Below are 13,593 nucleotides of genomic sequence, written 5' to 3'. Positions count from 1 at the left end.
TTATGTTTTACAAAAAAATGCAGACGCTTAAAGTCAAGGAAGTCAAGCCGGAAGGTTGGCTGAAAAAACAATTGGAGATTCAGGCGGAAGGCTTGTCGGGAAAATTGTTCGATATTTGGGAGAGCGTGGGAAAATACAGCGGATGGCTGGGTGGAAGCGGGGAAAACTGGGAAAGGGGGCCATATTTTGTGGACGGTATTCTGCCGTTAGCCTATCTGATCGAAGATAAAGAGTTGTATGAAACTGCTCGCCGCTTTGTAAGGTGGACCATTGACAGTCAGGATGAGGAAGGAAATTTCGGCCCAGACGCAAGCAAAGATGACTGGTGGTCCCGGATGGTAATGCTCAAAGTACTGATACAGTATTATGAAATTACGGAGGAGCCAGAAGTCCTGAAATTTATGGATAGGTATTTTCGGTATCAGTTGAAAACCCTAATCTTGAGGCCCCTCACTGGCTGGGGAAAGGCGAGGAGCGCAGAGCTTTTGTACTGCATTAAATGGTTCTATGAACAACGGCCTGAGGAGTACTTGCTGGAACTTGCAGGACTGGTGAAAGAACAAAGCAGGGATTGGAATGAGATGTTCCGCCAACTTCCCTTTACGAGACCTACCGAGGAATATTATAATTGGAAAGAATTAGAGCTGTTTTCAAAAGATATGATTCCAAAGCTTATGCAATTCCATGCCACACATATTGTAAATGTGACTATGGCCTTTAAATATCCGGCTGTCACTGCCTGGCTCACGCAGAACGAGGCCTATGCTGGACTGCAGGAGCAGGCGATTCGGAAGATGGTAAAATATCACGGTGTGGCCACAGGGGCAATCAATGGGGACGAGCATTTGAGCGGCAGCAGCCCTTCCAGAGGGACGGAGCTGTGCGCGGTTGCCGAGTATATGTTCAGCCTCCAAGTCATCATGGAAATATTTGGAGAGGCAAAGTATGGAGATTATCTGGAGCGTATTGCTTATAATGCCTATCCGGCCATGTTTACTGAGGACTATATGGGCCATCAATATCTGGAGCAGGCGAATCAGGTGGCCGCTACCAATGAAGAGCGGGACTGGTTCAATAATCTTCCTGATTCTAATACATATGGGTTGGAGCCGAATTTCGGCTGCTGTACAGCGAATATGCATCAGGCCTGGCCCAAATTTTTAAAGAGTCTGTGGTTCAAAGAGGGGGACCGGCTGGTATCTATGGTGTTCGCGCCCAACAGCCTGACTACCGAGATAAACGGAGAGCGGGTCTGCATTGAAACGCAGACGAACTATCCGTCAGAAACGACGGTACGCTATGAGATAAAAGAGGCGGGGGCACAGCCTGTCCTGCTGAAAATCCGCAGGCCGGCATGGTGCCGTCAGTGTAGTATCACCTGTAATTCGCGGCTGGCCGAGTTCCGGGAAGAAGAACAGTTTCTTATCTTGGAGCAGGGATTAAGGCAAGGGGACTGTCTGATAGTTGAGTTTAAAGCCGAAATCTTTATCAGCAGCTGGCACCACAATAGTCTGGCTGTGGAGAGGGGGCCGCTTGTATATGCGTTAGATATGGAAGAGGAGTGGACGGCATACCGGGAGAAGGCGGGAATTTCTGATTATGAGGTTACGTCTCACAGTCCTTGGAATTATGCACTGATCAAGGGAAAAGAAATTTCTGTAGCCAACGTGGAGGAGGCCGCTTACCCGTTTTCCAAGGAACGTCCGCCGGTGGTGCTGAAGGCAAGGGCCAAAAGAGTGAAGGACTGGAAGATGAAGAAAGGCACGGCCGAGGACGTGCCGGTCAGCCCGGTGCCAACAGCGGAGAAGGAAGAGGAAATACGTTTGATACCGTTTGGATGTACACACCTGAGAATTACACAATTTCCATATTGTGAGGAGTAGCTGCCGATTTTATAAAAACCAGAAAATGCACTGTCTGCATGACGCCAGACAGTGCATTTTATTATGGGTGGCAAAAGCCGCATTACTATGCATACTTAGTGATCATTATAAATTCTTCTTACTGTATCTCCGCCTGACAATCAATACAACGATACAGCAGCCGGAAATGCCGGCCAATATCCAGAGAGGAAGCATAGAATTGTCCCCTGTCTTGGCGGCGGTAAGTTTGGAGGTTTTTTCAAAGGTTACAGAAATTTTGTGGTCCGAACTTACATTTTCAAAGGTGTAATTATTATTTTTGACTTTAGTCTCCTTGCCGTCAATATAGACTTTGGAAACTTTGTAGTTCTTATCTGATGTAAAAGTAAAGGTACTGTTTTGCCCCTTTTCCACACTGACGGTTCCGGAAGGAGATATCTTGCCCCCGGTGCCGCTGGATGCGGTGATGTTATACTTCTCCACAGTCGGAGCCGTAACTTTAAATTCCACAGAGGAGGCTTCCGTTTTATTTAGGGAAGTCCAAGCAGAACCATCATACTCTTCCAGCCTGAAATTAACGGTGAGCTTGTAATTCCCGGCAGTTTTTAATGTAAATGGGATAGAATAAGGTTCTTTGTCCCATTTACTGACTTTCTTACTGTTCCAGTACCAGCTGTCGGGTACCCAGCGGGTGTCATTCTTGACAGGATGAGTATTCTCCATACCGTTCCCGGCAGCTGCCGCTGTGAGGGACGTGCCCGGTGTATAAGAAGCGTTGGGCGTAATACCTGTGATGGTGGAGCCGGTAAAAGGAATCACCGTTTTTGTGGTCACTGCTTCACTTGCTTTACTCTCCATGGCTTCATCGGAATCAAAGACAAAGCGTGTTATAAATTTGTATTCTGTGTTAGGCGTCAGACCAGTGAATTCTGGTGATACCTGCCACTGGCCAGCCATATTGCCTTGGACGATAGCAAATTCTTGATTGTCCTTTGCCGCTAGCGTTATGGTGGTTTCTGTTCTGCTTGATACTGTGGGAGCCTCGGGCGCGGCGGCTGCAGATTTTAGTGTTTTGACATTCGCATGGTCGGTGGAATCACTTTGTAAATAGGCCGTTCCGTCATAGGTGCCTGCCGCAATCAGCGCATAATAGATATATTCGGTATCTTCGTCCAGTCCAGTCACTTCGTAAGGCGCAGATAGAAGGTCAAAATTAACGCCTTTATCCTTTGAAAAATAAATTTCATAACCCTCTGCAAATTTTGCGTCTAAATCGCCGGGAAGCTGGAATCGGATTTTGGTGTCTGTTCTCGATTCGACTTCAGGAAGCGACGGTTTGCCGGCCTGCGGGGTTGATGGCGCATCATTTTTCGCATTGTTATTATCTATAATTTGTGTTTCTTTAGTTTCTTCTTCAATCAAAGACTTAGTTTTGTAGGATTGTATATTCTGGGGCAGAACCTCATCGCCATCGTCTGCCATGCTGGCAAAGGTATAAGAAGTGTCTGCCTTTAGGCCTGTGAAACTAACAGTGTGGTCTTCGGGATTGTATTGTTCGGCACTGGCCCATTGCCACACTTTGTCTTCTTCTTTGTCTATTTGTACCGCATATTTATGACCTGCCTCTGCTTTGAGTATAATGCTGTTTTCCGTGCTGGCATATAATTGCGGTTCCTTTTCGTTGGAAACCGGCGCGTCAGCTGCAAGAACATATAGCGCGCTGGTCGAAAAGACCATGACTATAACCAGCAGTGTAGATAACAATTTTTTTCCTCTTGATTTCATAATCTCACCTCTTTCTGTTTCGTATGATATCTTAAATGTTAAATACTGGTTTTTGTTCTTATTATTATAGCATAAGAAAACAGATATATGTTTAAAGTGAGAGAAAATTAATAAAATCATAAAGAATTAATTGTAAATAAATAATAAAATCAATAATTAACAGATTATAATGACGATAAAAATGATACAAGGAAAATATATAGGTATGATAACAGCGAAGCAAGATTTATAAAGACCGCAGCAATTTTGCATAATGCAAATATTACTTCCGCCAAGGATAATCAAAGAGAGAATGAAAATAAAAAGCAATTTTTTTAAATGGATAGGCAAGTTTCAGTAATGATACACAAAAAAATATGTACTATAATCGCTTTAACATACAAATTGACAAGGAAGTCTGAATGCGGAGAACAAAAGTCTCCGAAGTGATACACGATAAGAAAGGGAGGAAAGAGATGGAAAGTATTCTTGAATTTAAGCATATTTCCAAATATTTTCCGGGGGTAAAGGCACTTGATGACATTTGCTTTAAGGCATATGGAGGCGAGGTACTGGCATTTCTCGGGGAGAATGGGGCGGGCAAGTCCACACTCTTAAAAGTGCTGAACGGAGATTATCAGCCAGATAAAGGGGAATACCTTCTGAACGGGGAACAGAAGCATTTCCGGTCTCCCCATGAGGCGATAGAAGAGGGAATCAGCGTTATTTATCAAGAACGTCAGATTCTGCTGGAGCTGAGTGTGGCGGAGAACATCTATCTGGGAAGAATGCCGTCCAACAGGCTTGGGGTGATTGACATCGCGAAGGCGAACAAAATGGCGAAGAATATTATTGAAGACTTTGGTCTTCCCATTCAGCCGTCCACCAAGGTAAAAGACTTGAGCATTGCGTATCAGCAGATGGTTGAGATTATGAAAGCTTACAGCCGTGACAACTTAAAGGTCATTTGCTTTGATGAGCCTACAGCCAGTTTGAGTGACGCAGAAATCGACAGTTTATTTGAAATTATAAAAAAGTTAAAAAAAGAAGGGAAAATTATCATCTATGTATCACACCGAATGAGTGAGATACAGAGAATTACCGACAAGGTGGCTATTTTTAAAGACGGTCAGTACATAGCAACAGTGAATACCCATGAGGTACCGGAGAAGAAATTGATTCAAATGATGGTGGGCCGTGACCTTGGAGACATTTACGCAAAGCTTGATAAGAGTAAGGAGATCGGAGATATTCTGCTTGAGGTCAAAGGGGTTTCCTCCGACTATGTAAAAGAAGTATCTTTCACCTTGAGAAAGGGTGAGGTTCTGGGATTCTCAGGGCTAGTCGGGGCGGGAAGAACAGAGATTATGCGGGCCATAATTGGTGCCGATAAGATGCGGAGCGGCGAGGTATGGCTGGAGGGAAAGAAGATTGTAAATCGTTCTCCTAAGGAGGCGGTGGCCAATGGAATCGTTCTTGTGCCGGAGGATAGAAAGCTTCAGGGAATTGTCTCCAACTTGAGCGTGGCCGGGAATATCAACATTTCCCTGCTGGACAGGAACTCGAACTCAATTGGAGTTATCAGTACGGCAAAGGAAAAGTCGGAAGCACGAAAGGGAATTGATACGTTCAAGATAAAGACTCCGTCACCAGATAAGAAAATTGTGGAGCTGTCAGGTGGGAATCAGCAGAAATGTATCGTTGCCAGAGGAATTGCGACGCAGCCAAAGGTTCTCATTCTGGATGAACCTACAAAGGGAATCGATGTGGGAGCCAAATCCGAATTTTATGAGATGATTTGTGAATTTGCAAAGCAGGGGCTGGGCGTTATTCTGATTTCGTCAGAACTTCCGGAGGTCATGGGACTTTCCGACCGGATTATTGTCATGAAATCTCTGCGGATATCAGGGGAGATCATGGCGTCGGACGCAACCGAGGATAAGCTTTTGAGTTTAGGAATGATAGGAGAAGTAAAGGAATGAAAAAAGTAGAGACTGTGGAAAAGAAAGAAAGTGGATTAAAGAAAGTCGTATCGGCCATCGGCGGAGACAAACTGGTGTTAATGGCAGCTATCATTGTGGTATTTGTACTTTTCACCTCTTTGAACAGCAACTTTTTAAGCTGGCAGAATATGGTCAACCTTCTGGTTGCGGCCTCTCTTGTAGGTGTGGTTGCGGTCGGACATACATATTTGATTATCGCAGGACAGAATGACTTGTCCCCCGGCTCGCTTGCAGCATTCTCCGGAGTCATGGCGGCACTTCTTTTGAGCTGGGGTGTACCGCTGTGGATCGCCATTATTGTAACACTGGCAGCCGGCGCTCTTGTAGGCTTGTTTAACGCATGGATGGTCAACAAGATTAAGCTGGAAGCATTCATTGCAACATTGGTAACACAGGCGATTGTAAGAGGATTTGCTTATATCATCTGTGACGGAAAGCCGGTTGCAGTCAGCAACACTGCATTCATCAAGCTTGGAACATTAAGAATACTTCAGCTGCCGGTTGCGGTATGGCTTATGATTATATCCTTCGTCTTATTTGGATTTATTCTGTCGAAGACAAAATTTGGAAGAAGCGTGTATGCAATCGGAGGAAGCTCGGAGGCGGCAAGGCTTGCCGGACTGAATCCTAAGAAGATTATTACTATTTGCTTCATTTTAATCGGTGTGCTTACGTCAATGGGCGGTATTGTATTCTCTGCACGTATGAACGCGGGACAACCCGCGGCCAACGTCAATCTGGAGTTTGATGCCATCACGGCAGTTATTCTTGGCGGTGTATCTTTTGCGGGCGGTGTGGGAAGCATGGGCGGCACCGTACTCGGAGTACTTTTGATTCAGGCATTCAATACCGGTTTGATCATGGTGAATGTACCTTCTTTCTGGCAGTATGTAGCGCGTGGAGCACTGTTGTTGTTTGCGCTGACATTTGACTATATCAGAAAAGAAAAGAGAGACAAGGAACTGCTTGCGGCAAGTATGAAAAATGCAGCTTAATAACAGTACAATTCACACGAAAGTGTGTGTTGAAAATATGGCGCAGGGGCGCCCATTATAAGGAGGAACTCTATATGAAAATGAAAAGAGTGGCAGCGGCACTTTTAGCATTGGCTATGACAGGAGCTATGCTTGTAGGATGCAGCAACGGAGAAACAGAGAAAAAGGAGTCTGGGAAAAAAGAAGATGCAAAGAGCGAAAAGCTGGTAGTCTATGGCATCTATAAAGCAGGTGACCAGACATGGTTCATCGATGAAGGAAAAGCCGCACAGAAGGCGGTAGAGGATGCTGGAGGAGAATTCATCTATGTAGACGCAAAGATGAATCCGGAAGAATACTTAAAAGCGATTGACAATGCCATTGCAAACAATGCATCAGGTATCGTGACCTGTATCCCGGACCAGACCATGTCTCAGGCGGCTGTATCCAAGTGTGAAGAGGCAGGGATTCCTGTAGTTGCGGCGGACGATGCACTTCAAGATGAAGCCGGTAAAAAACTTGTGCCATGGGTAGGTATCAATGCATATAAGATAGGTGAAGCAAACGGTGAATGGCTTGCGAACTATACAAAAGAAAACAAGCTCACAGAAGACCCGGAAGTTGGTATGTTATTGATGACGATGGATACTGTTTCCAGCTGTGTACCTCGTGCAGAAGGCGAATTTGACAAGTTTACAGAATTAGTTCCGGAATTCGATCAGGCAAAAATCTTCAAAGCTGACTATGACGGAACAACGGACAAAGGTAACACGGCGGCAGCAGCAGTTATCACAGCTCATCCGGAAATCAAAAAGTGGATTGTAACAGGAGCTAATGAAGAAGGCTGTATTGGTGCGGTACGTGCACTTGAGAGCGCTGGTCTTGATAAAGATGCCTGCGTAGTTGGCCTTGGCGCTTACATGGCGAAAGATGAATGGAATAACAAGGGTGCTGACGGAACATGCATGAAGGCATCTGCTTACTTCTCAGCTGAGTCTGTAGGGGCAGGTTCTGTAGAAGTACTGCTTGACCTTATCGAAGGAAAAGAGGTAGAGATGGAAACAGCAGTAGACGCAGTGGTAGTAACACCGGAAAATTACAAAGAAGAGATGGGAAGCTACGCTGAATAATTGAAGAGAAGCAAAGGTAATTAAAGGCAAAAAGATGCTGTCCGTAACCAGATTAGGCTGCGGGCAGCATTTATTCTATTTGTAGTGGCAGTATATTATAGCCAGTTGTCCTCGACTACTTTATGATTGTAGGCGAAACTAATCCGATCAGGATAACGTTGTCGTACAGTTCGTTGTGGTTATAACTTTCTCCCATACCGTAGACCCTGAGATTATACAAAGTGCACAAAAATACTGATTAAATAATATGGAATAGAGCAAAAATTATAAATAGAGGAGCAAATAACCGTAATGTAAATCTTATCTGTAGAGGTTATAATTCAAATAATTAAGACTCAAATATAGCTAGAAGGAGGAAAAAATGAGAAGAAAAGCACGCAGATTTTTAAGTGCACTGCTGACATTTTCCCTGATTTTGGGAAATGTGATGGTCGCTCGTGCGGACGACGATACCGGCGTTTCGGCCGCGGCCGCTACAGAGAGCGTCGGCTGGCCGAAAGCAAACATGAGCGCTAGCGCCAGCAGCGCAGGGGCGGACAACTATACCGCAGACAAGGCCATTGATGGGGATACAGGGACGCTCTGGCATGGTCAATGGGAGGGGAATGATATTCCGCCCCACTGGTTCAGCGTTCAGCTGGACAAGGATAATGCGGAGGCCAAGAAGGTAGAGAGCATCAAGCTCACCTCACGCAAAGATGTCAATCCGGCCCACGAAAGTATTAACAATGTGTTCTGTACAGTGTGGACAAGTCTGGACGGTGAGAATTACACGGAGGCCGTGAAAGATGTGCGTCTTACAGACGGAGGCGGGGCGGAGACAACGATTGTCTTGAACTGTAAGGCCAGCCATATAAAGATAACAGGAAGCAGCAATTTTATGGCGATTGCCGAGTTTGAGGCATATGTCTATGGAGACGATGTGAATTTAGAGAAGAGAGCAGAGCTAATAGAAAAGATTAAAGAAGTAAGAGCGCTGGCGGACAATGCGGTAGTGGGAAAGGATTTTAATCAGTATCCACAGTCGGCTGTAGATGCCCTGAGGGGAGCGGCTGACAGCGCCGAGGGGGCGCTCGCAGGAGACGACAGTCAGGTAGAGCAGGCGCTTGAGGAGCTTGCGGAGGCAGTTGTTGCATTTGAGGCATCACAGATAATCTTTGGCCGGGCGAACTTTGAACAGTTAATTGAAGAGGCGAAGGCGCTGGATGCCAGAACACAGGTGGGGACTGAATCAGGAAACTGCCCGGAGGAGGCCAAGGAAGCATTTCAGGCTGCAATTACGGCGGCGGAAGCAAAACTTAGCGAAACGGATATGGACAAGCTTTTTGGAGAATATCAAAAGCTGAAAAAGGCCATGTCGGATTTTATGAGTACTATCATCATAGAGGACGAGAGTGACAGTATTGACATCTCAGGGACATGGAGCTTTGAGATGGCTGCCATGGAGGAGGCGCAGAATCTTAATGAGACGGTAACGCTTCCGGGCAGCATGGATGAGAATGGGAAGGGAAATGATAATACTTCCAATATTTCTCCAACATATCTGAACCGGGATTATGTATATACCGGGGCGGCCACCTATCAGAGGGAGATTGAGATTCCAGCAGACTGGGACGGAAAAGTGGTCACCTTATTCTTAGAGCGTACGCGTAAGACAAGAGTGTGGGTTGACGGAAATCAAGTGGGAAGCGGGCAGGAAAAGAGCTATACGGCCCCTCATGAGTATGACTTGACTGCTAACGTACAGGCGGGAAAGAGTCATGTTCTCACCATCGAGGTTGACAATTCACCGAAAGATATGCCAGAAGCAATGTACACTACGTTTGAGAAGGATTTCCCATGGGGGCATATGGTAAGTGAGCATACTCAGACAAACTGGAATGGTATTCTCGGCGAGATAAAGCTTGAAGCGGCACCTGTGATACATATAGAAAGCTTTAAGATACGTCCAGATGTGGATGCCAATATTGCCCGTGTGAAGATGACGGTTGCAAGAGATGGAAAGGAAGGCGCTGTCAGTGGGAGCATAGAGCTGCGGGCAAAAAGCTATAACAATAAGTCAAGGGAACATATTGCTGATGTACAGAGCTTCGCCTATGCGATACCGGAGGGGGAAAACAAAGCAGAATTGACCTTGGAATACAAGATGGGAGACAGTGTGCTCTTATGGGATGAATTCAATCCCAACCTCTATGAGATGACGGCAGTGCTGCGCTCAGCCGCAGGAGAAGAGGTTCATGCCAGCGTGGAAAAACAGAGCTTCGGTATGCGCAAATTTGAGGCGCTCTACGTGGGAGACGGCGGAAAGCAGTTCTCTGTGAACGGGCGTGCTACACAGCTTCGAGGCGAAATCAACTGCGCAGTATTCCCTATGACCGGATATGCACCTATGGATTTGGATTCATGGCTTGAGGTCATGAAAATATATAAGGACTATGGATTTAATCATGTTCGCTTTCATACATGGGTACCGCCAAAAGCAGCGTTTCAAGCGGCGGATTTTCTGGGGCTGTACATACAGTACGAGTTGCCACAGTGGGGACATAAGATGTTTGGTGATATTGATAAAGGCGATACCTCGGTATCTGACTATTACTGGAATGAAACCGTGAAGATTTCTGAATTTTTCCTAAATTCTCCATCGGCAGTTATGATGGCCCTTGGCAACGAGCTTCGTCCCGGATTTTACTATTACAATATTTTCCTTGAGAAATGTGAGGAGCTGGAACCGGAGATACTCTATACGGATATCGCAGGATGGAGCGCATACACGAGTAATGTGGAATTTTCCGGATCCGTGCCTACACGGGGAGCCAACTATCTCCACAGAGTCGATCCGACTACAGACTGGAATCACTGGGACAATACGAATCGGACGCCGGTGCCGTTTCTGGCACATGAGCCGGGTCAGCTTCAGGTATATCCTGACTATGAAGAAGAGATTCGGAAATACTATGATAAAAATTCACTGATGAAGCCACGAAATCTGGAGCATTTCCAAAAGATACTGGAAGGTGGCGGCATGGGAGACATGGCAAAGAAGTTCAACCAGTCTTCAGGAGAATTATCAGCCATGCTTTATCGTTACATGACCGAGGGATACTTAAGGACACCGGGGGCGGGAGGCTTCCAGCTTCTGGGACTTCAGGATTTCTCGGGGCAGGGAACTGCACTGGTGGGCATGCTGGATGCATTTATGGAATCAAAGGGTGATATTACCCCGGAGGAATTCAGAAGATCCTGCTCAGAACTTACGGTGCTTGGAGAATTCTCTAAATTTGTCTGGAAGAATAATGAGACTTACACTGCAGATATCGTAATCCCGAATTACAGTGCGGCAGATGTGACGACCGGAGTGAAATGGACGCTTGAGACGGAGGATGGAACAAAAGTTCAATCCGGTGAACTGGAGGCGATAGAAGCGCTTCAAGGCAAGGTGACAAAAGCAGGGACAATCGAAGCGGATTTGAGTGGGGTGAAGACGGCACAGAAACTGAAGCTGCGACTGGAGATGACAGAGAAGCCGGGCGCTGGAATCGCTCCTTACGCCACAGGAGACAATGACTACTCTGTTTGGGTATATCCGGATGATGTTTCCGAGAAGACTCCGGATGATGTTTCCGTGTACACCCAGTTCGATAATCAGGCCAAAAAGGATCTGGAGAATGGAAAGAATGTACTGATTGTTTCAAATGGTACAAGTACGGCGCTTCCACAGAGCAAGGCTGTGACCTTCCGCCCTGATTTCTGGAGCCCTATGTTCCACAATGCTGACAATGACGGGTATGTTCTGGGATGTTACATAGATAAAGAGCACCCCATATTCGCAGACTTTCCGACAGATACCTATGCGGACTGGCAGTGGTACGATTTGGTTAGCAATTCGCGCAGCATTTTGTTGGAAGGCGCACCGGTGTCCTTAAAACCGATGGTGCAGGCCATTCCAACCATTGATTTGGATGACCGTCTGGGCACGCTCTTTGAGGCAAAAGTAGGAAAAGGTAAGCTTGTAGTTTCATCTATTGACCTTTTGAATAAGGAATCTGCGCCTGCAAAGCAGCTGTTATATTCTGTGAAGAAGTATATGAGCTCGGATAAATTTAAACCGGAGGTCGAGCTGGAGGCGGAATATGTCAGAACACTTTTGCCTGCAAAGGATATGAAGGGAATCACGGCAAGTGCTAAGGAAGAGATAGCGGTAGATGAGAAAGCAGCCATTGCAGTGAAATGTGTAGATTATCAGGGCAATAACGTAGATATGCCTCAGGGCGCAGACGTCGAATACGAAAGTAAGAATAGTCAGGTGGCGGAAGTAGATGCAGAAGGAACAATAACCGGTATAAGTGCAGGAATGACAGAAATTGCAGTGCGGGTAACTGCAGAGGAGATTACGTATGAGACTAGTGTAGTCGTGGTAGTAGGCGCTGCCAAAGCGGAGGCAGTACCTACGGATTCCTTACAGATTAATGTGAGCAGTCAGGATCCATCTTTCCCGGCGGCTAACATGACTGACGGAGATGAGAATACATTTTGGCATTCTGATTACTCCAATCCGGAGCAGGGGATGCCTCAGGAGGTAGAACTGGTATTTGACCGGCCGACGGCAGTGAGCGCCATCCGCTGCACGGCGAGAAAAGGTAATATAGGAGGAGCCATACTGAGAGCCAGCATAGCTGTAAAGAGAAGCGGCCAGACTGAATATGACATGGTTATAGAGCATGCAGTGTTTGATGAAAAACAAAAGGAGCTTGTATTTACCTTCCCTCAGACAGAGGCGGACAGCATAAAATTAATTGTGGAGGATGCAGTTATGGACTCCACAAGCAAAAATGCGGCGGCTATAGCGGAACTGCAGATTTATAGCGGACATATGGTGACAGCGATAGAGGAATTTCCTGAGGCAGAGGTACGGTTCGGAACATCTTTGGAGAAGCTTATGAGCAAAATCACATTCCCTAAGACGGTGAAGATTACCGTGGATGGCCAGAACGAAGCCGAGGCTCCTGTAATCTGGAATACATCTTCCTACAATCCGCTTATTGCGGGTACGTACACCATGGAGGGAACTATTTTTGCAGAAGGCGCAGTCAATATGGGCAACCGGAAGGCACAGTACAAGGTAACAGTACTGCCCAAGGATTTGACCACACCGGCGGACACGACAGAATTCAACAAAGCTCTGGAGGACGCAGGGACTCGGAAGCGGGAGGACTATACGCCGGATTCATGGAAGGAATTCGACAAGATTTACCAGCAGGCAAAGAGCTTTGGAGCTTTGACAAATGCAACACAACACGACACAGATGTCATGACGGAAAAGCTTCTGGATGCCATTGCGGGATTGGTTCCGGCGCAAGGAGAGATAGCTGTGACAGGAGTTTCACTGAATAAAGAAGAGATTACACTGAAAATCGGAACTGCTGTGAAACTACAGGCGGAAGTTACACCTGCGGATGCAGCAAACAAAAATGTCACATGGAGCAGCAGCGCTCCGGAGGCGGCGTCCGTCAACCAGATGGGAATGGTGAAGGCTGTGGCTAAGGGTGAGACTGTCATTACAGTGACTACAGAGGACGGCGGCTTTAAGGCACAATGCAAAGTGACGGTGACTGAAGAAAGTAATCCGGATAAACCAGACATGGATGAACCAAATCCGGACAAACCAAATCCGGACAAACCAAATCCGGACAAACCAGCCGCGGAAGGCGGTCAAAAACCGGAGACCAGCACAACAGATGAGGTACAGACCGGTGATACAATGAATACAAGCATGTGGGCAGTATTGGTGGTGGCAGCGCTTGGATTGCTTGGATTTTCCAGATATAGGAAAAGAAAGAAACATTAAGGATAAAAAATGAGG

The 13,593-nt window shown here is 46.3% G+C and carries 6 protein-coding genes; 5 read left to right on the top strand and 1 reads right to left on the bottom strand.

Annotation, left to right across the window (positions count from 1 at the left end):
- Positions 1–2 precede the first annotated feature (2 nt).
- Entirely contained in the window at positions 3–1,883 is a 1,881-nt protein-coding gene (locus tag BN6465_RS17315) for a beta-L-arabinofuranosidase domain-containing protein (protein ID WP_066737548.1), read from the top strand.
- A 105-nt stretch (positions 1,884–1,988) separates the two neighbouring features.
- On the opposite strand, the gene BN6465_RS17310 is transcribed toward BN6465_RS17315, so the two are convergent.
- Entirely contained in the window at positions 1,989–3,647 is a 1,659-nt protein-coding gene (locus BN6465_RS17310) for a fibronectin type III domain-containing protein (RefSeq protein WP_066737546.1), read from the bottom strand.
- 401 nt (positions 3,648–4,048) lie between these two features.
- Between BN6465_RS17310 and BN6465_RS17305 the strand changes: the two genes are divergently transcribed.
- The 4 genes from BN6465_RS17305 (at position 4,049) to BN6465_RS17290 (ending at position 13,578) form a co-directional block, all read left to right on the top strand.
- On the top strand, positions 4,049–5,608 hold the full coding sequence (locus tag BN6465_RS17305; protein ID WP_227183502.1) for a sugar ABC transporter ATP-binding protein: 1,560 nt from the start codon (positions 4,049–4,051) through the stop codon (positions 5,606–5,608).
- Positions 5,605–6,624, top strand: coding sequence for an ABC transporter permease (locus BN6465_RS17300; protein WP_066737544.1), 1,020 nt, complete (start codon positions 5,605–5,607; stop codon positions 6,622–6,624). Before BN6465_RS17305 ends, BN6465_RS17300 begins: the two co-directional genes overlap by 4 nt.
- Positions 6,625–6,698: 74 nt before the next feature.
- The gene (locus BN6465_RS17295; protein WP_227183504.1) at positions 6,699–7,733 is read left to right on the top strand and encodes an arabinose ABC transporter substrate-binding protein; all 1,035 of its coding nucleotides are present in this window, start codon (positions 6,699–6,701) and stop codon (positions 7,731–7,733) included.
- Between the two features lie 361 nt (positions 7,734–8,094).
- Entirely contained in the window at positions 8,095–13,578 is a 5,484-nt protein-coding gene (locus BN6465_RS17290) for an Ig-like domain-containing protein (RefSeq protein WP_066737541.1), read from the top strand.
- The last annotated feature ends 15 nt before the right edge of the window (positions 13,579–13,593 follow it).

This window comes from Bariatricus massiliensis, from assembly GCF_900086725.1.
GTDB classification, from domain to species: Bacteria; Bacillota; Clostridia; order Lachnospirales; family Lachnospiraceae; genus Allocoprococcus; species Allocoprococcus massiliensis.
This window is presented reverse-complemented; position numbering and strand designations above follow the sequence as displayed.